18 protein-coding genes are annotated in these 19,287 nt (G+C 61.2%); 9 read left to right on the top strand and 9 right to left on the bottom strand.

The genetic code is table 11. The features are described from left to right. Window positions 1-177 precede the first annotated feature (177 nt). Entirely contained in the window at window positions 178-1,734 is a 1,557-nt protein-coding gene (gene norR / locus AC3ISG_RS15375; protein WP_489297355.1) for a nitric oxide reductase transcriptional regulator NorR, read from the top strand. Between the two features lie 1,088 nt (window positions 1,735-2,822). Here norR and AC3ISG_RS15370 read toward each other — a convergent pair. Continuing rightward, complete coding sequence (locus tag AC3ISG_RS15370) at window positions 2,823-4,259, bottom strand: MFS transporter (RefSeq protein WP_122624273.1); 1,437 nt, start codon at window positions 4,257-4,259, stop codon at window positions 2,823-2,825. Between the two features lie 114 nt (window positions 4,260-4,373). Between AC3ISG_RS15370 and AC3ISG_RS15365 the strand changes: the two genes are divergently transcribed. Further along, window positions 4,374-5,693, top strand: a complete 1,320-nt coding sequence (locus tag AC3ISG_RS15365) for an Nramp family divalent metal transporter (protein WP_122538133.1) — start codon at window positions 4,374-4,376, stop codon at window positions 5,691-5,693. 30 nt (window positions 5,694-5,723) lie between these two features. On the opposite strand, the gene AC3ISG_RS15360 is transcribed toward AC3ISG_RS15365, so the two are convergent. Then, window positions 5,724-6,182 (bottom strand): DUF2214 family protein, encoded by a 459-nt coding sequence (locus tag AC3ISG_RS15360; protein WP_122538135.1) that lies wholly within the window; start codon window positions 6,180-6,182, stop codon window positions 5,724-5,726. 354 nt (window positions 6,183-6,536) lie between these two features. Beyond that, a complete protein-coding gene (locus AC3ISG_RS15355; RefSeq protein WP_489297354.1) occupies window positions 6,537-7,655 on the bottom strand; it encodes a GNAT family N-acetyltransferase/peptidase C39 family protein in 1,119 nt (372 codons plus the stop codon). A gap of 89 nt (window positions 7,656-7,744) precedes the next feature. Here AC3ISG_RS15355 and AC3ISG_RS15350 point away from each other — a divergent pair, with 89 nt between their 5' ends. Both AC3ISG_RS15350 and AC3ISG_RS15345 read left to right on the top strand, forming a co-directional pair. After that, complete coding sequence (locus tag AC3ISG_RS15350; protein ID WP_489297353.1) at window positions 7,745-9,328, top strand: RimK family ATP-grasp domain-containing protein; 1,584 nt, start codon at window positions 7,745-7,747, stop codon at window positions 9,326-9,328. A 4-nt stretch (window positions 9,329-9,332) separates the two neighbouring features. Continuing rightward, window positions 9,333-10,265, top strand: coding sequence for a magnesium transporter CorA family protein (locus AC3ISG_RS15345; protein ID WP_272634135.1), 933 nt, complete (start codon window positions 9,333-9,335; stop codon window positions 10,263-10,265). A 44-nt stretch (window positions 10,266-10,309) separates the two neighbouring features. Here the strand turns inward: AC3ISG_RS15345 and pbpG are convergent, their stop codons facing one another. The 3 genes from pbpG to AC3ISG_RS15330 all read right to left on the bottom strand — a co-directional run bounded on the left by pbpG (window position 10,310) and on the right by AC3ISG_RS15330 (window position 12,378). Then, a complete protein-coding gene (gene pbpG, locus AC3ISG_RS15340) occupies window positions 10,310-11,260 on the bottom strand; it encodes a D-alanyl-D-alanine endopeptidase (RefSeq protein ID WP_122624185.1) in 951 nt (316 codons plus the stop codon). Window positions 11,261-11,597: 337 nt separating this feature from the next. Then, window positions 11,598-11,780 carry a hypothetical protein gene (locus AC3ISG_RS15335; protein WP_122538145.1) on the bottom strand — a complete coding sequence of 61 codons (183 nt, stop codon included), beginning with the start codon at window positions 11,778-11,780 and terminating at the stop codon, window positions 11,598-11,600. 238 nt (window positions 11,781-12,018) lie between these two features. Next, window positions 12,019-12,378 (bottom strand): hypothetical protein, encoded by a 360-nt coding sequence (locus tag AC3ISG_RS15330; RefSeq protein ID WP_489297352.1) that lies wholly within the window; start codon window positions 12,376-12,378, stop codon window positions 12,019-12,021. A gap of 249 nt (window positions 12,379-12,627) precedes the next feature. Between AC3ISG_RS15330 and AC3ISG_RS15325 the strand changes: the two genes are divergently transcribed. After that, complete coding sequence (locus AC3ISG_RS15325; protein WP_489297351.1) at window positions 12,628-13,440, top strand: shikimate 5-dehydrogenase; 813 nt, start codon at window positions 12,628-12,630, stop codon at window positions 13,438-13,440. A 205-nt stretch (window positions 13,441-13,645) separates the two neighbouring features. On the opposite strand, the gene AC3ISG_RS15320 is transcribed toward AC3ISG_RS15325, so the two are convergent. After that, entirely contained in the window at window positions 13,646-14,332 is a 687-nt protein-coding gene (locus AC3ISG_RS15320) for a DUF480 domain-containing protein (RefSeq protein WP_122538151.1), read from the bottom strand. Between the two features lie 103 nt (window positions 14,333-14,435). Here AC3ISG_RS15320 and AC3ISG_RS15315 point away from each other — a divergent pair, with 103 nt between their 5' ends. Beyond that, a complete protein-coding gene (locus AC3ISG_RS15315; RefSeq protein ID WP_489297350.1) occupies window positions 14,436-14,945 on the top strand; it encodes a DUF1993 domain-containing protein in 510 nt (169 codons plus the stop codon). 157 nt (window positions 14,946-15,102) lie between these two features. Beyond that, window positions 15,103-16,260 (top strand): MFS transporter, encoded by a 1,158-nt coding sequence (locus AC3ISG_RS15310; RefSeq protein WP_489297349.1) that lies wholly within the window; start codon window positions 15,103-15,105, stop codon window positions 16,258-16,260. Here the strand turns inward: AC3ISG_RS15310 and nhaR are convergent. Then, on the bottom strand, window positions 16,257-17,153 hold the full coding sequence (gene nhaR / locus AC3ISG_RS15305) for a transcriptional activator NhaR (protein WP_272634142.1): 897 nt from the start codon (window positions 17,151-17,153) through the stop codon (window positions 16,257-16,259). The genes AC3ISG_RS15310 and nhaR overlap by 4 nt on opposite strands. 117 nt (window positions 17,154-17,270) lie before the next feature. Here nhaR and AC3ISG_RS15300 point away from each other — a divergent pair, with 117 nt between their 5' ends. Next, window positions 17,271-18,035 carry a TerC family protein gene (locus AC3ISG_RS15300; protein WP_122538159.1) on the top strand — a complete coding sequence of 255 codons (765 nt, stop codon included), beginning with the start codon at window positions 17,271-17,273 and terminating at the stop codon, window positions 18,033-18,035. 143 nt (window positions 18,036-18,178) lie between these two features. Here AC3ISG_RS15300 and AC3ISG_RS15295 read toward each other — a convergent pair whose 3' ends face one another. Then, window positions 18,179-18,355: a hypothetical protein gene (locus AC3ISG_RS15295; protein WP_163023169.1), complete on the bottom strand. Its 177-nt coding sequence runs from the start codon at window positions 18,353-18,355 to the stop codon at window positions 18,179-18,181. A 226-nt stretch (window positions 18,356-18,581) separates the two neighbouring features. Between AC3ISG_RS15295 and AC3ISG_RS15290 the strand changes: the two genes are divergently transcribed. Beyond that, window positions 18,582-19,283 (top strand): peptidase C39 family protein, encoded by a 702-nt coding sequence (locus AC3ISG_RS15290; RefSeq protein WP_241072764.1) that lies wholly within the window; start codon window positions 18,582-18,584, stop codon window positions 19,281-19,283. Window positions 19,284-19,287: the final 4 nt, after the last annotated feature.

Here is a 19,287-nt window from a genome sequence, read left to right as displayed (position 1 = left end):
GAGAATGACGGTTTAATGCCGTCTTTAATCCGGCGATCTTTGCCTGGCGCTGTTCAGACCGCCCTCCATAGCGTCGGCAGGGGTAAGATCGGCCAGGGTGTTGTCGTTTAGACTCGCCCCGCCGTCATAATGACCTGCCCACCGCGCCTCCTTCCCATGACATGACCGGGAGCTTTGATGACTCATCCTCTACTGCTGGCGCTGATTCCGCTGGTCGCCGACCTGTCCCGGGACCTGCCGGACGATGAGCGCTATCGCCGGCTGCTGCGCTCGTTGCGACAGTTATTCCCCTGCGACGCGGTGGCGTTGCTCAAGCTGGAGGATGAGGCGCTGGTGCCGTTGTCCGTCGAGGGACTGAGCCCGGACACACTGGGGCGACGATTCCGGCGGGGGGAGCACCCGCGGCTGGACATCATTCTGCAAAACCGCGAACCCACGCGCTTTTCCACCGATTGCGATTTGCCAGACCCGTACGACGGCCTGGTCGAGGGCGTCCATGGCGATCTGGAAGTGCACGATTGCCTCGGCTGCCCGCTCTATGTGCAGAACACGCTGTGGGGCGTGATTACGCTGGACTCCCTCGATCCGGCGCGCTTTGGCCGGGTCGATCTGGGCGATCTTCAGGCGTTTTCCAGCCTCGCCGCGGCGACGGTAATGGCCAGCGAACGGATCAGCCAACTGGCGCGCAGTTTTGAGGATCAACGCCTGTTGGCAGAGGTTTACAAGCGCGCCGCAGGCGGACGCGGGCCCCGGGAGCTGATCGGGCAGAGCCCGGTGCACAAGCGTTTGCAGCAGGAAATCCAGTTGGTGGGCAACAGCCCGCTGACGGTGCTGATCACCGGCGAAACCGGCGTCGGCAAGGAACTGGTCGCCGAGGCCATTCACGTGCAGTCGCCCCGGGCGCAGAAGCCGTTGATCAGCCTCAACTGCGCCGCGCTGCCGGAGCTGTTGGTGGAAAGCGAGTTGTTCGGTCACGTCAAAGGCGCGTTTTCCGGGGCGGTCAGCGGCCGCAGCGGCAAGTTCGAGCTGGCCCATGGTGGTTCGCTGTTCCTCGACGAGGTGGGCGAGCTGCCGCTGCCAGTCCAGTCGAAGTTGCTGCGGGTGTTGCAGAGCGGCCAGTTGCAGCGGGTAGGCTCCGATCAGGAGCATCGCGTGGACGTGCGCATCATCGCCGCGACCAACCGTGATCTGGCAGAAGAAGTGCGCGCCGGTCGGTTCCGCGCGGATCTCTATCACCGCCTGAGCGTTTACCCGTTGGTGGTGCCGCCGTTGCGCGAACGGGGTCGCGATGTGTTGCTGCTGGCGGGGTATTTTCTGGAGGAGAACCGGGCGCGGATGGGGCTGCGCAGTTTGCGCATGAGCTCGGCGGCGCAGGCGGTGCTGTTGGCGTACCCATGGCCGGGGAACGTGCGGGAGCTGGAGCATCTGATCAGCCGCGCGGTGCTCAAGGCGCTGTCGGTGCATCGCGAGCGGCCGCGGATTTTGACGATCGAGGCGGATGCCTTGGGGCTGGATGAGTTGCGAGTGGCTGCGCCTGCTGTGTTGCAGGTGAGCGACGATATACCGGCGATAGAGCCGGGCGAGGGGCTGAAGGGGGCGGTGGACGGGTTTCAGAGGCGGTTGATTGGTGACGCACTGGAGCGGCATGGCGGGAAATGGGCGGATGTGGCGCGGGAGCTGGATGTTGATCGCGCGAATCTGAGTCGGCTCGCCAGGCGATTGGGGATTCGGTAGGTTTTTTCGGATCAAGATCCTTAAGATCAAGATCCTTAACGTCAAGAGCGTCTGCCTGGGGGCAGACTGTTTCGCCTTCGGCGAGTTACTTGATAAAGCCCCAAGTAACCAAGGGCTTGTGCTCCTGGTTGGGCTCCTCCTTCGTCGGAGTACCCTCACTCCGGTCCCGCTCCGTGGGCCCGCGCCGAACGGGCATCCATGCCCTGACGGCGCTCTCGCCGCATCCATGCGGCTCGGCCCACTGCGCGAGACCTGCGTTCAGCCCGCACCAAAGTCGCGATTGGTGGTGACTGAACTTCTTGTGTATGAAGATCAAGATCAGATGCAGATGCAGATGCAGATGCAGAGCGAAAGCTTCCCGGCTAAAGCCGGTCCTACAGTTGAGGTCGCCGCCACTTTTACTGAATACATGCGCTGTTGGTTAGTGGGACCGGCTTTAGCCGGGAAGAGGCCAGCCCAGGCGCCGACAGTATTGCGGATCAGCCACACTTCCTGTGGGAGCGAGCTTGCTCGCGAATGCTTTATCTCAAACACCAGATATCCGTCTGATCGTTCCCACGTTCAGCGTGGTAACGCCGCCTCGGACGCTCCGCGTTTCGTAAACAACGCGCATTCAGGCCTTGGGAGATGACGCGGAGCGTCACGGGATGCATTCCCACGCAGAGCGGGGGAACGATCAATTTCAAACACCAGATATCCGGTGGATGTCCTGACCCCTTCGTGAGCAAGCTCACTCCCACAAGTCCTCCGCGATTCATCTGCCCTTGACCTGCTCCTGATCTGCTTTTGATCTTCATACCCAAAAAGTCCAGACACCACCAATCGCGACTTTGGTGCAGGCTGAACGCAGACGACGCGGAGTGGGCCGAGCCGCATGGACGCGGCGAGAGCGCCGTCAGGACATGGATGTCCGTTCGGCGCGGGCCCACGGAGCGTCGTCGGAGTGAGGGTATTCCGACGCAGGAGGAACCTAGCCAGGAGCAAGCACCCTTGGTTACTTGGGGTGCTTTTCCAAGTAACTCGCCGAAGGCGAAACAGTCTGCCCCCAGGCAGACGCTCTTGATCTTCTCTCAGCCGCACCGCGAACCCTAGCGATGAGCAATATCTTCGAGCGCCAGATTCCGCGTCTTCGGCCCAAACCCGCCAATCGTAATGATCACGATCAACATACTCATCACAATAAACGTCAGCACCCCCGGCGTGCCGAAGTGATCCAGAAACAACCCGATCAACAGACTGCTGAACACCGTCGACAGGCGACTGAACGAATAACAGAACCCTACCGCCCGGGCGCGAATATTGGTCGGGAACAACTCACTCTGGTACGAGTGATAACTGAAACTCAACCACGCATTGCAGAACGTAATCATCACCCCGCAAAAGATCAGACCGGCCGCCGTCGTCTGCTGCGCGAACAGCGTGCCAAAAATCATCGAGCCCAGGGCCGAGCCCACAATTTGCCACTTGTTCTCGAAACGGTTGGCAAACTTCACGAACAGCAGCGGCCCGAGCGGATAGGCGAGGGTGATCACGAACGCATACGCCAGACTGTGGGTCACGCTCACGCCTTGACCCGAGAGCAACGCAGGCAGCCAGTTGCCGAAGCCGAAAAAGCCGATCGCCTGGAACACATGAAACACAATCAGCATCAGCGCGCGGCGACGATACGGCGGTTGCCAGATGTCGGCGAAGCGGCCTCGGCCTTCGACGGCCACATTGTGGGTTTCCGGTTCGTCCAGCGCCTGGCCGTGGTCCTTGACGCAACGGGCTTCGAGGTCATCCATGATCTTTTCCGCCTCGCTGAAGCGGCCGTGTTGCGCCAGCCAGCGCGGCGATTCGGGCAGGCGCGAGCGCAGCCACCAGATGAAAAGCGCGAACACCGCACTGGCCAACACCACCCAGCGCCAGCCGGCGACGCCGAACGGGTCCTGGGGCACCAGCCACCAGGACATCAATGCCACCGACGGCACTGACAGGAACTGCACGAAAAACGCGAAAGCGAACGCCGAGCTGCGCATGCGCTTGGGCACCAGTTCCGACAGGTACGCGTCGATGGTCACCAGTTCGATGCCAAGGCCGATGCCCACCAGAAAGCGCATGCAGATGATGCCCAGTGCGGAGGTCTGAATGCCCATCAGCACGGTGGCGACGGTGTACCAGATCAACGCGAAGGTGAAGATCGCGCGGCGGCCGTAGCGGTCGGCGATCGGGCTCAGCAGGCTGGCGCCGAGGAACAGCCCCAGGAACGTCGCCGACGCAAACGCCGCCTGGTCGGAAAAGCCGAAGACACCCTGCGCGCCGGTGGCAAAAAGCCCGTCGCGAATCAGGCCGGGGCTGATGTAAGCGGTCTGGAACAGATCATAGAGTTCGAAGAAACCACCAATGGACAGCAGCGCCACCAGCTTCCAGATCGTGGCGACGGCGGGCAGTCGGTCGATGCGGGCGGAAATTCGCGCAGCGCGTATCGGGTCGATTCCGTCCTGGGTCGGGCGGGCGTGATCAGGGCTATCAGAAGCGGCATGCATTATTGTTTTTTCCGAATCGGTGAGACGCAGCATGTTAGTGCCCCAGAGATTCAAGACAAAACATTTCTGCGCGTTTAAGCTCCGGGGCTGACCGCCACCACGTTTCGGATTCCCGTGAAGTACACACTCCCGACCACCGCCACCGCGCCATTCTGCCCGTCGGCGACCACCGACAGCGTCGCCATTCCCGCCAATGCGTCTTTCCTGCGCAAGCTGATGCTGTTCGTCGGCCCCGGGCTGTTGATTTCCATCGGTTACATGGACCCCGGCAACTGGGCCACCGCCATCGAAGCCGGTTCGCGCTTTGGGTATGCGTTGTTGTTCGTGGTTGTGCTGGCCAGTCTGTCGGGCATGGTGCTGCAGAATTTGTGCTCGCGCCTGGGCATCGCCACCGGCCGCGATCTGGCGCAGCTGTCCTCCGAGCGCTACAGCCACCGGGTCGGCATGGGGCAGTGGGTCCTTGCCGAGCTGTCGATCCTCGCCACCGATCTGGCGGAAGTGCTGGGTGCGGCGTTGGCGTTCCACTTGCTGCTGGGCGTGTCGATCACCACCGGCGTGGCGCTGACGGCGTTCGATACGGTCATCGTGCTCGCGTTACAGGGCGCCAATTTCCGGCGTCTCGAAGCCATCGTACTGGGGCTGATCGCGACCATCGCGACGTGCTTCTTTATCGAACTGGTGCTGATCAAACCGTTCTGGCCGGACGTCGTCGCGGGTCTCAAACCGTCGTGGGAGATGCTCAGCAATCAAGAGCCGCTGTACATCGCCATCGGCATTCTTGGCGCGACGGTGATGCCCCATAACCTGTACCTGCATTCATCGGTGGTGCAGACCCGCGTCAACGGCACGTCAGTCGAAAGCAAGGCCAGCGCCATTCGCTACGCCCGGGTCGACACCATCGCCTCCCTGAGCCTGGCGCTGGTGATCAACGCCGCCATCCTCATCCTGGCCGCCGCGGCGTTCCACGGCACCGGTCACACCGACGTCGTGGAAATTCAGGACGCGTACCATTTGCTCGACCCGCTGGTAGGCGGCGCCGTGGCCAGTGTGCTGTTCGGCGTTGCGCTGCTCGCGGCGGGGCAGAGTTCAACGTTCACCGGGACCATCGCCGGCCAGGTGGTGCTGGAAGGGTTTCTGAAAGCGAAGATCCCGTGCTGGCAACGCCGCCTGGCGACCCGTGGGTTGGCGCTGATTCCGGCGCTCATCGGCGTGATCTGGTTCGGCGATGGCGCGGTGGGCAAGATGCTGGTGCTCAGCCAGGTCGTCCTCAGCCTGCAACTGCCGTTCGCCCTGTGGCCGTTGATTCGCTTCACCAGTGACAAACAATTGATGGGCCCGTTCGTCAACAGCCGCCTGACCAAAACCCTGGCCTGGGGGCTGTTCGGACTGATCTCGGGCGCGAACCTGACCCTGATGTTCTTCTGGGTGACCTGACCGCTGGAGGTCTGGGCATCGGCTCAGGCCTCAACTCAGCAATATCCCCCGCGCCATGCCCGTGGCGGCGATGACGATGATGACCATCAGCAATGCCTCCATGTGGCTGATCCGTGCGAAGCGGCGCGACAGGGACGTATCAATGGGCTGGTTCTTCTTGAACGCGATGCGCCACTTGATCAGCGCAAACATCGGCACCACTTCCATCGCCAGCATGGCCACGAACGCTGCCATCTTCAGGTGAAACAGCGGCTGATGCAGGTAGTAATAGGAGCCTTTCTCCAGCCCGCCGAACGCCCGGAACGCCCCGGTGATCAGCAGAATCCCGGCCGAGACGCCCCAGATATTGTCGACCACGAACACATCCCTGAAGGATCGCGGATCGTCCGTGCGTAACCGTCGCAATGCCCGTCCTCTCGCCAGCACTGCGGCTATCGCAAAACCGAACGCCAGCAGGTGCAACGCAGCCAGTACCCATTTGATGAGCATGTTTGAACTCCCCCGAGCAATGTGCAAAACCAGCGTCACCTGCACAAGCTTAGCGGGTCGTTGGCGTTACGCCTTTGCCGAGCAGGCGCGGCGAAAAAATAATCCGTCGGGCGCGCCACCTGTCATTTCTGCGGGTTTTTGCGTTTGCGGTGGGGATGAACAAAATCAAAGTAAAACGCGGAAGCGCCAAACAGCGCGATCGCTGAAAGAATCATCACACCGATCACCGAGTTATCCATCACGCGTCATCCTGCTAATTGCCCAAGGGCCGAACGCCTATTCATTACGATCGCCTGTTCAACTGCAATCAATACGACGGGATCTTTACGCCAACAGCGCTTTGCCTGACGCCGTTTATATAAGCGACTGACCGTGTCGATATAAAACAACGGCCGCGCGAAGTTTGTCGGCGCCAAAACAACTCATGCCGGCGAACTCTTTATGACTGACCGGCATGTATTGGCAATCCATGGCCTGACGCTGTTGGCTGTGATCGATATCGGGGTCGTGCAAGTACACGAAGTCGTCATCGCAACCGGTGACCAACACCCAGTGCGGTGCTTTGGAACGAGTCAGTCGGTAGCTGCTGATCAACACCAGTGCCAGGCCATTGTCCTGTTGCAGTTGCCGGAGATTGAGCGGCGCACTGCCCAGCTGACGGACCGTGCTGTCGGCCAGTTCGCGGCTGAACTCCTCATGCACCAGGCGCATGACTTCGCGCTTTTCTTCGCTGCGCACGCCAGCCAGAAACAGCGGCCCGCGCACCGACACCTGCAGGCCGACCTCGAATCCCCGGCGCAACGCGGCCAGCGCCAGGCCCTGCGGGCTGCAACCGCCATGGCCGGAGGTCATGAACACCGTGGTCGCCTCGCGCCAGATCTGCAGTTCTTCGTGGCGCTGCATGGCGCGCGGCGGTTGCAGGGCTTTCATCGCCATCAGCAGGCACGCCGGGCCACAGCTGAAGTCCAGCGTTTGCGGGTAGTAGGGCACATGCCGGGCGACGCCGGTGGCGTGTTCGCGGATGCGTTTTTCGTAGCGCAGCGCCGGGGCGTGGTCTTCGTAGTAGTCGTCGATGCGGTCGAACAGGCGATAGCCGTTGCGCTCGTACAAGCGAATCGCCGGGGCGTTGTCCGGACGGACTTCGAGCCGCAAATAGGCACACTCACGCTCAAGGGCATGCTGTTCGGCCTGGGCCAGCAGTTGCTGCCCGAGGCCCTGGCCCCGGGCAGCGTCGCTGATCGCAAGGGAATAAAGCCGGCCCAGGGATGTGCCGCGATGAAACAGTACCAGCGCGTAACCGGCCAAGCGTTGTTCGGGCTGATCGCCCAGCGCCACGATCAATCGCGCATTGGCCCGCGTGACCATCCAGTGAAAGCTGCGGGCATTCAGGCGGTCGGATTCAAAGCACTGGTTTTCCAGCACCAACAGTTCATCCACATCGGCAGGCTGGGCGAGGCGATATATAAAGTTCATGTCCGACACCGTAAAGAGTGAGTAACGAAACGGGACATTTCTACAAAGCCATGTTTTATAGAAAGGACTGTTTCCCGAAGGATCAACTCATGAATGCGGTGCCGGTGAAGACCGACGAAGTATCAGCACAACCTCAGCGTTCGGCAACTTTTAATGTCAATCCGCTGAAACCTGTTTCAACCCGAAGCCAACTGTTGATTGTTGTGGAGCGGCTCGAAGACTGGTCGTCTTACTTGCCCAGCGAACACCTGATCAGCGCCCAGGACTACCTGGAAAACCCGCCCCAGAACACTGCCGGTCAGCGGGTGCAAGTGATCAACCTGTGCCGCAGTTACCGCTATCTGGGCCACGGTTATTACTGCTCGCTGCTGGCCGAAGCCCGGGGTCACCATGTGATTCCGTCGGTGAAAACCATCAGTGAGCTGACCCGCAAGTCCCTTTACGGCCTGGCCCTGGATGACCTCGACAAGCGCCTCGAACATGCGCTGCGTGACCATCCGTATGACGAAACCGAGGGGTTCACCCTGAGCCTGTATTTCGGTCAGACCGATCTCGCGCCGTTGCAGGATCTGGCCCGTCAGCTGTTCGAAGCGTTTCCGGCGCCGATCCTGCTGGTGGAGTTTCGCAAGCGCGACAACTGGCACATCGTCGGCATCAAGACCGGCGCCTTGACCCGCCTGCGCGATCACCAGCAGGACCAGTTCGCTCAGTCCCTGGACAGTTTCAGCCGCAAGATCTGGCGCCAGCCGCGCTCGCGCCGCACCTATCGCTACGACCTGGCGATTCTGCATGACCCCCAGGAAGCGTTGCCGCCGTCCAACCGCAAGGCGCTGGACAACTTCATCCGCGTCGGCCAGCAACTGGGCGTGGACGTTGAACTGATCGAGAAGAAGGATTACTCGCGGCTGGCCGAATACGACGCGCTGCTGATCCGCGAGACCACCAGCGTCGACAACCACACCTACCGCTTCGCCAAGAAAGCCGAAAGCGAAGGGCTGGTGGTGATGGATGACCCCGCGTCGATCCTGCGCTGCACCAACAAGGTCTACCTGACCGACCTGCTCAAAAGCCACAAGCTCGGCATGCCGGCCACGGAAATCCTCTACAAGGAGCGACCGGATGACCTGGAGCACGTCGCGGCACGACTGGGCTTTCCGCTGGTGCTGAAAATCCCCGACGGGTGTTTTTCCAAAGGCGTGATAAAGGTGCAGGACGCGCAGCAGTTGCAGGACGCGGCGCGGGAGCTGTTCGAGCACTCAGTGCTGCTGCTGGCCCAGGAATACCTCTACACCGAATACGACTGGCGCATTGGCGTGCTCAACCGAAAGCCGGTGTTCGCCTGCCAGTACTTCATGTCCAAGGGGCATTGGCAGATTTACAACCACAAGGCCATCGACGCGGAGATCAACGGCGAGTGCCGCACTCTGGCGGTTCATGATGCGCCGCGGGCCGTGGTGGACCTGGCGGTGAAGACCGCCAACCTGATCGGCGACGGCCTGTATGGCGTCGACCTGAAGCAGTCCGGCGACCGCGTGGTGGTTATCGAAGTCAACGACAACCCCAACCTCGACGCTGGCATCGAAGACGCCTGGCTGCAGGACGATCTGTACGCGCTGGTGCTGGAGGAATTCATTCGCCGCCTCGACATCAAACGTCGCGGTCTGGCGGGTTAGGCCGGTGATCAAAGGCCACCGCCTGGAGGCGGGCAGGTTATGGGAATGTTCTGAGGCCGAGGCGAGCGTGCTGTGGTTCAGCGACCCGGATGCGGCGGAGAAGACGCTGCTGCTGGAGCGCTTCAATCTGGACGACCACGCCCTGGCCTCGGCGCTCGACCCCGACGAGGTGTCGCGTATCGAGTTTCATCCGGACGCGCTGTTCATGATCTGGAAACGGCCGGAGAACTACTCGGGCAAAGACACCTTTTCCTTTGACGTGTCATCGTTCGGGGTGCTGCTCAGCCCCCATCACATGGTGCTGATCTGCGCCGACGAGAGACAGTTCGGCGACCTGGGACAGCATCGGCCGATGCACACGCTGCTGGACGTGTTGCTGGAGGTGCTGTTCCACAACATCCATCATTATCTGGGTCACCTGAAGGTGATCAAGATGATCGCCCGGGAATTGCAGCAGCAGTTCAATGCGTCGATGGACAGCCGCCATCTGGTGCAGATGTTTAACCTCAGCGAAAGCCTGGTCTATTACATCAACGCCATCGACAGCAACGGCTCGGTGTTGACCCGTCTGCGCAATCACGCCCACAAGCATCAGTTTTCCGGCGACAGCCTGGCGCTGATCGAAGACATGATCATCGAGAACGAGCAGTGCCACAAACAGGCGAATATCTACTCGACGGTGTTCGCCAGCCTGATGGATGCGCGGGGCAATCTGGTCAACAACAACACCAATAACCTGCTCCGCAAGCTGACGCTGATCAACGTGGTGTTCCTGCCGTTGAATCTGGTGGCGGGCATTGGCGGGATGTCGGAATACAGCATGATGACCACGCCGATTCCGTGGTGGATCAGCTACCCGGCGTTGCTGGTGGGCATGGCCGGGCTGGGCGTGGGGATGGTGGTGATACTCAAGCGCATGGCAAGGGCAAATCATTGATCAGTGGGCGCCCGGCGGGTGCCCACTGAATGCGGCGCGAAGGCTTATTCCGACGCCTGCAAACCCTTCTGCCGCATCACCTGGTTCTTCTCTTTCTTGTACTGTAGCGCGACTTCCGGCGCCGGACCGCTCTTGCCGGTTTCCATCCACAAGCGCATGCGGCTGGCATCGGCAAAATGGGTGTATTTGCCGAAGGCGTCGAGAATGACTACGGACACCGGACGATTGGCCATGCTGGTCAGCAGCACCAGACAGTGCCCGGCCTGGTTGGTGAAGCCGGTCTTGGTCAGCTTGATGTCCCAGTTGGATTTACGCACCAGATGGTCGGTGTTGCTGAAGCCGAGGATGTAGTTCGGCTTGCGGAAGGTCACGGTTTTTTCCGGAGTGGTGCTCAGCTCGCGCAGCATCGGGTAGTTGCGTGCGGCGAGGGCCAGCTTGGTCAAGTCACGGGCGGTGGAGACGTTGTAGACCGACAACCCGGTGGGCTCCATGTACACGGTATGGTTCATGCCCAGCGACTTGGCCTTGGCGTTCATCGCCCGGATAAACGCCGGATAGCCGCCCGGATAGCTGTGGGCAAGGCTCGCCGCGGCGCGGTTTTCCGATGACATCAGGGTGATGAGCATCATGTCATGGCGATTCAGCTCGCTGCCCAGCTTGACCCGGGAGAACACGCCTTTCATTTCGGGCGTTTGCGAGATATCGACCTTGATCATCTCGTCCATGGGCAACTTGGCGTCGAGGGTGACCATCGCAGTCATCAGCTTGGTCACCGAGGCGATCGGCACAACGATGTCGGGGTTGCTCGCGTACAGAACCTGACCGGTTTGCAGGTCGGTGATCATGGAGCTGCCGGAGGCCAGATGCAGATTGGCCGGGTCGCGCTTGAACGCCGCCGGCTCATTGGCCAGCGCCGTCGCGGAGAATGCGACAGTGGAAAGTGCGCAGCCTGTAAGTGCAAATAATAGGCCGATGACGGTTGGGCGAATTTTCAAGAGCCAAGCTCACTAATGATGGAAATAGCGTGGAACGTCGGACTTTTTTCAAGCACGACAACAAGTTCGGCGCATTTTAGGAGCAAGTTTCTGAAGTTGTCGATGGGGTGGTGCGGGGTTTCGGTAATAAACCGCGATTGTATAGCTCAGGTTCAGGTGGCGGATCCAAAAAGCCTGTATTTAAAAGGGTCAAATTGCCTTTCATGGCGCACCTGCCGAACAGGGTTTCGCATCAAAACCGGATCACCGCGCAAAAAAAAAGCCCGCGTCATTAAAGAGGCGGGCTAAAGGGGTGTGCGGAGCAACGCACGATTCACAGGGAAGAGCGAATAGGGTTTCAGCTGTTGAGCGAGCGGCATTCAAGTTGCTGGGACAGGGCCTGCGCTGCCGGCAGTGAAGGCAAAGGACCACTCACGGGCTCGCCGTTCTGCATCAGGTACCAGCACGCCAACAGCCCGCGCTCACGAAGCTGAGGGGGAACTGCGCTGCCGACAACCGACATGATTTGAACCTTGGTCATAAGTGCCTCCATCAATCTATGGCGCTACTGTACGGCGCGATCGCTTGAGGCAAAAATCACCGCTCTCGATAGTTGTCATTGATGAGCGGGTAGGGACGCTGATGGGGTGATGTGCGCACACCGGGCGTTCCGGCCTGAACGCCCCGGAAACAAAAACCCCGCCAGGGAGGCGGGGTCAGTGGTGGGTGAGGGCTGGCGACCACTGATCGACAGCCCTGCTGGCCGGAGCAGACCGCCGTTACCAGCGACCGCCACCGTGGTAGCCGTGGTAGTAGCCCGGTGGTGGGCCGTAATAACGTGGCGGACCGTAGTAACGCGGTGCGTAGACAACCGGGCGTTCAACGACATAAGCCGGCTGGTAGTAAACCGCCGGTGGCGGCGGTGGCGCGTAATAAACAGGCGCCGGGGCCGAGTAGTACACCGGCGCGGGCGATGCGTAAACCGGACCGGACGCCACTGCCGCGCCGACGACACCGCCGACGACCGCACCGATCACGGCGGCTCCACCCCAGCCCGGGCCGCCGCCATGGGCTTCAGCCTGGCCTGCGAGGGCGAGGGCGCCTAACAACAAGGCAACTTTGGGGATCTGACGAATCATGACTGTTCCTCGGTGTTCATTCCCGTTGTCGCGAGCCTGCGTTACGCTCAGGCACTGCCACGGGATAACTTCTCAGACAACGGTTTCGGAATTATCTGCGAGGCCGTTGGGTAAATTTTGTGTAAGGTATTCGACAACTTTCATGACAAGGGCTGGCGCCGTTGTAACGCGGTTATAAACGTGTAGCGCCAGAACGCCGCGATTCTACGCCTTTCCCCAGGCGTCTTCTAATACCACTCGGGAGATTTCATGTTGGTCACTGCCAGTAAGGAAACGCTGTTGTGCATATCGCTGGCCGGACGTCCGGGCAACTTCGGCGTTCGCTTCCATAACCACCTGTATCAACAGTTGGGTCTTAACTTCTATTACAAGGCCTTCTCGCCGAACGACCTGCCCGCCGCCATCGCCGGCATGCGTTCTTTGGGCATTCGCGGGTGCGGCGTGTCGATGCCGTTTAAAGAGGCCTGCATTGCACTCGTCGATGAACTGGACGCGTCCGCCGCCGCCATTCAATCCATCAATACCATCGTCAATACCGATGGCCACTTGAAAGCGTACAACACCGATTACATCGCCATCGCCCAACTGGTCGACACCCATGAAGTGCCGCGTACCCGCTTCGCCCTGCGCGGCAGCGGTGGCATGGCCAAGGCTGTCGCCTGTGCCCTGCGCGACGCAGGCTTCACTGACGGGCTGATCGTGGCCCGCAACGAGCAGGCGGGCAGGGCGCTTGCACAGACTTGCGGCTTCGAGTGGCAAGCCGAACTGGGCAGTGAGCGTCCGCCGCTGCTGGTGAACGTCACGCCGTTGGGGATGGCAGGTGATCAAGCCGAAGCGCTGGCCTTCGAGGTGTCCGCCATCGATCAGGCCGATACCGCGTTTGACGTCGTCGCCACGCCGGCGCGAACGCCGTTCGTTGTCGAGGCCGAACGGCTCGGCAAGCGCCTGATCACCGGCGACCAGGTGGCGGCGATACAGGCCTTGGAGCAGTTCATTCTCTACACCGGCGTGACGCCGAGTGAGGCGCAGTATCAGGCCGCGGCGGCGTTCGCCCGGGGTTGATGCTTGCGCTTGGGTAACGCCAGGGTGGGCCTGGCTACCGATCTTCAGGCAGCACGCTGTCGCGCGGCAGGGGACATGTGTGAGTGAGCTTGCTCACGAAGACGGCGTATCAGCCACCGGATATGTAGCGGATGTACCCGCCTCTTCGCGAGCAAGCTCGCTCCCACAGGTTTTGCACCAGGCTTAGGATTCCTCGGAGCCGCTCTCAACCTTCCAGCATTGCCAGCCGCTCTTCCAGGGCGGCGATGCGGGCTTCGAGGGCTTCGACCCTCTCCGCCATCGCCGAGCTGCCCGCGCTGCCCGAATTGCCGCTACCGCTGCGCTCCGCCGGGTTCGCGCGGGCGGCGAGGATGCTCTCCATGTCGGCCGGATCACCCAGCGCATGCAAGTAGCGGTCTTCGCGCTGGCCTGCCTGTTTCGGGATCAGCACCGCCAGCCTGCGCCCGATCAGCCGGTCCAGCTGATGCACGACTGCGTCAGTATCTTCGAAGTCGTGCATGCGGTGGCTGCGGGTCAGCAGCTCGTTGGCGGTTTGCGGGCCGCGCAGCAACAGCAGGCCGGTGAGGATGAGTTGCGCCGGCACCAGCTCCAGGGTTTTGTCGACGCGGTGTTCCCAGCGGTCGGCCCGGCTGCCCATCACCAGGCGTGTCAGTTGCAGGCTTTCCAGCGCGCGCAGGCTCTGGCCGACCTGGCCGGGCGTCAGGTTCATCACCGGCTCGCGACTGGTTTTCTGGTTGCAAGCCAGCACGAGCGCGTTGAGGGTGAGGGGATAGGTCTCGGGATGGGTCGCCTGCTTTTCGATCAGGCAGCCCAGAATGCGCACTTCGGTGCTGTTCAGCTGCAGCGCACCCGAGGCTTCAACGGTGTTTTCGGAATCCAGCTCGTCAGACATGACCCATTTCCCAGGCGTTGAAAAGGCTATGAGGGTAGGGGGTGGATGAGGTAAAAGACAAGCCGCGTCCGCCTCCGTGCGACTCATTTCCCCAGGAACTGCCATGACCCTTTCTCTTTACGCTGCCTCGATTCCTGTCTTCAAGCAAATGCTCACCGCCCTCAGCGCCGTTCTGGCGAAAGGCGAAGCCCACGCCACCGCCAAGAACATTCAGCCGGATGCCCTGCTGCAGGCGCGTCTGTTCCCCGACATGTTCCCGCTGGTGCGTCAGGTGCAGATCGCCGTTGATTTTGCCAAAGGCGCCGGCGCACGACTGGCCGGCCTTGAGCCGCCGAAGTATGAAGACACCGAAACCACCTTCGCCGACCTGCAAGCGCTGCTGACCAAAGTGCTGGCGTTCCTCGATGAGATCAAAGCCGAACAGGTCGATGGCAACGAAGCGCGCGAGATCGTGCTGCGCCCTGGCACCGAAAAAGAAAAGCGTCTGAGCACCCAGACCTACCTGCTGCATTACTCGCTGCCGCAGTTCTTCTTCCACGTCACCACGGCCTATGATCTGCTGCGCCACAACGGTGTGGAAGTCGGCAAGCGCGACTACATGGGCGCTTACTGACAGACCTCGCTGCCCGGCTCAGCGCGGGCAGCGACACGTGGCTCGTCCGGCGCCTGGCTCCCAAGCGCCTGGTTCTGATACCCTCCGCGTCCTGATTCAAGCCACATCCGGTCGACCGCTCCGCAAGGACCGGTCGTTTCGTCGTTCTGGAGATTTCATGTTTTTCCCCATCTACCTGCTGTCAGCTGCGGGCTTTACCGTGCTGACCACAGAGTTCGTCATCGTCGGCCTGTTGCCCGCCATCGCTCGCGACCTGGCCGTTACCATTCCTCAGGCCGGCCTGCTGGTCACGCTGTTCGCCTTCACGGTGGCCTGCTTCGGGCCGTTTCTGACCGCGTATTTTTCGCGCTTCGAGCGCAAGCGCCTGTTCATTTCGGTGCTGATCATGTTTGGCGTTTCCAACGCCGCTGCAGCGCTGGCGCCCACTATCTGGGTCATGGCGGCGGCGCGGCTGATCCCGGCGCTCGGGTTGCCGGTGTTCTGGGCGCTGGCCAGCGAAACCGCCGTGGACATCGTCGGCCCTGATCATGCCGGCCGTGCGATCGCCAAGATCGGCTTCGGCATCGTCTGCGCCACGGTGTTCGGGATCCCCGTTGGCACCTTGATCTCGGACGCCATCGGTTGGCGCAGTGCCTTCGCCATCCTCTCGGTGGTGGCCTTCGCCAAGGCGCTGCTGCTGTTCATCTATTTGCCCCATAGCGTGCACAAGGACCAAGCCTCGTTCCGCAGCCAGTTTCGGATTCTGCGCAGCCCGTTGATGCAGGGCCATGTGCTGCTCTCGGTGCTGGTGTTCAGCGGCATGTTCACGGCCTATACCTACCTGGCGGACATGCTCGAGCGCCTCGCCGGTTTCAACGGCACCGTGGTCGGCTGGTGCCTGATGGGCTTCGGTGCGGTGGGCCTGTTGGGCAATTCACTGGGCGGGCGGCTTGTGGATCGCCATCCGCTGATCGCCAGCCTGACCTTCTGCACCTTCATGATCGGCGGCATGGTCATGGTGGTGCCGAGCATGCACTCGCTGCCTGCGCTGGCCCTGGCGCTGGCCGTGTGGGGCGCGACCCAGGCGGCGCTGTTTCTGGTCAGCCACGTGCGGCTGATGAAAGCCGCGCCACAGGCCCCGGCCTTTGCCGCCTCGCTGAACATCGCCGGTGCCAACCTGGGCATCGGCATTGGCGCGATCATCGGCGGACGGGTGATCGACCATCTGGGCCTTGGCAGCCTGGGCTTCGCGGCGGCCGGGATTATCCTGCTGTCGATCCTGCTGGCCCTGCTGCTGATGACAGTCCGCCCACACCCGGCAGCCTGCAACGCCTAATCCGGAAACAACTGGCGGCGTGCCCCCTCGGTGATCGCAACGATGCCGGGGTGCTTGACCTTGCGCTCGACCGAGATCGCGTAGAACGACTCGGTCACGGCGTCGGTATGACCGATCAGCTCGACGTCGTATTGCTCGATCACTTCATCGGCGATGACGCTCGGCGCAATGAAAATCCCGCTGCCGGACTTGCCGAAGGCCTTCATCAGCGCGCTATCGTCGAACTCCCCGACAATCTTCGGCTGGATATTCTGCTCGGCGAACCAGCGCATCAGGCGGCTGCGCACCACCGTTTGCTGGCCGGGCACCAGCAGCGGCGCCCCTTGCATGCCGTGGGGAAAGTTCTTGCCGTACAGGGCAGCGAGGGCGCGGGTGGCAAAAAAACTCACGCCGCATTCGCCCAGCTTCTGGCTATAGCCTTTAATGTCCAGATGAGAGGGCATCGGGCTGTCGGAAATCACCAGGTCCAGGCGCTGAATCGCGAGGTCGGCCAACAAGCGTTCGAGCTGGTCTTCCCGGCAACTGATGCGCACCAGCTCGTTGAGGGCCATGCTCGGCGCGATGAGCCGATAGACGATAGATTTGGGCACGACATCGGCGACGCCAACGCGAAAGAGGATTTGCTGTTCGTCGGGCTGCGCGCGCAACACCGCTTCGAGCTCGCCACCGAGCTGGAACATCTGTTCAGCGTAGGGGAGGGCGACGCGGCCGGTTTCGGTCAGTTCCAGTTGGCGGCCGACACGCTTGAACAGCTCGACGCCGTAGGTCTGCTCCAGCAGGCTGATTTGTCCGCTGATCGTCTGTGGCGTGAGGTTCAATTGCTCGCAGGCCCGGACAATACTGCCGGTCTTGGCCACGACCCAGAAATAATGCAGCTGTCGATAATTGAGCATGGGGGACGTCACTTCGGGAAAACCGAAGTATACGCCTGAAAAATACGAATTTTACTGAAGTGTTTCCGTCCCTAAAATGCCGCCCTATCCCCTGAACTGATCCTGGACACTCGTTATATGGAATACCTTCTGGAACTGGCCGCAAGCCCAACGGCGTGGATCGCTCTGGCGACACTGGTCGTCATGGAAATCGTGCTCGGTATCGACAACCTCATCTTCATTTCGATTCTTACCAACAAACTGCCGGTTCATCAGCGCACCAAGGCGCGCCGGATCGGTATCAGCATGGCGCTGATCCTGCGTCTGGGCCTGCTGACCACCGTGGCGTGGATTGTCCAGCTGACCGCGCCGGTGGTCGAGGTGTTCGGCCAGACGTTCTCCTGGAAGGACATGATCCTGATTGCCGGCGGCCTGTTCCTGGTCTGGAAAGCCACCACCGAGATCCACCACAGCGTCGACATCAAAAGCGAAGCCGAGAAAGCCGCGTCGAACACCGTCACCCTGGGCATGGCTGCCGCTATCGGGCAGATCCTGATGCTCGACCTGGTGTTCTCCATCGACAGTATCGTCACCGCCGTTGGCATGACCGAGCACTTGCCGATCATGGTGATCGCCGTGATTGCTGCCGTGGTCGTCATGCTGGTGGCGTCGGAACCCCTCGCCAAGTTCATCAACGATAACCCCACCGTGGTGATGCTGGCGCTGGGCTTCCTGATCATGATCGGCATGACGCTGATCGCCGAAGGCTTCGGCGCCCACGTCCCGAAAGGCTATGTATACACCGCCATGGCGTTCTCGGCCCTGATCGAAGTGCTGAACATGCTGGTTCGTCGGTCCCGCCAGCGCCGTCTGGACGCCGAGGCGCAGGGCCAGAAGGTCTGACACTGAAGTAAGCTCCGCCTGCCGTTGAGGGCGGAGCAGGAACCGCGAAGCAGTCAAAGGCAGGGCAATAAAAACCGGTCGGGAATGGGATGCCATTACCGACCGTTTTCATTTGTACGGTGATTGATCAGTCCACAGCGGTATCAGTGCGCTGTGGCATGACGGAGCTTGCGTTGTGCACGCTCTACGGACTTCGCGGCTTCGGTTTCCCGATAATGCGGATGATGGCGACGCGAAATCCGCATCACCCCCCACAACATGGCGGCCGCAACGGCCATCCAGGCAGCGATCAACATCACAATGGTCATTCCGAGGCTCATGGCTTCCTCCGGCTCTTCTCTTCGTCTCTTAGTAACCGACAGTCTAGTCTTCCTGTTGTTGCCAAAAATTGACCGGTGGTAGGAATCTCGTGACCGTTTTGTTCTATCCACTCGCATTGACAGCGTTTCGGGCTATACCGCAACCAGTGACGGCTCTATCATCAGCCTTCCGGCCGGATCTCGTGATCCCTCGCCATCAGTCAAGTGAGTGAAGAACGTGCGGGCATTGACGCGATTGGATAGCGTTGCAGGTCGACGCAAATGGCTGGCGCTTGCGGCCGTGCTGGTCTTGGCAGGCTGCTCGAATGCCCATAACTGGAAGCCCGGCTACCCGCCGATGTACAAGACGCTGCCTGACCGGGTGGAAATCAACGCAGTGCCGTCGTTCCGGGGCAAGGATTATCAAAGCGCGCCATTCGCGCTGGCCAGTATGCTGACCGTGCATGGCGTACAGACGACGCCGGGCCTTCTGGAAAAACCGCTGAAACTGCCCGGCGCCGAAGACAGGCTCGAGCGCAGCATGCTGAACCTGGCGCGCGAATACGGGTTTGTGGTGTACCCCGTCGACCCTGGTCTGCCTGATCTGCTGGCCCAGGTGTCGGCGGGTTATCCGGTCATGGTGCGGTTCTCGGACGGTTCCATGTTCTGGAAAGAGCAGCGCTACGGCGTGCTGGTCGGGTTCGATCAGAACAAACGTACGGTGCTGATCTACACCGGGCCGGGGCGCGTGACGACGAGTTTTGATTCGTTTACTTCGGACTGGAATGACGCCGGCAACTGGGCCGTACTGATCCAGGGGCCACGACAAGTGCCGGTGCCGGTGGATCGTGAACGCTGGTTGAAAGCCGCCAATGATCTGGCCCAGGCCGGGCAGGAACAGGCGGCGGGCGAGGCGGTCAAGGCGCTGAACAATCCAGCTGCCCGTTAACGGT

It is taken from the genome of Pseudomonas sp. GL_135 (assembly GCF_057834665.1).
Note: the sequence above shows the minus strand (reverse complement) of the source record. Positions and strands in the feature narration are given on the sequence as shown.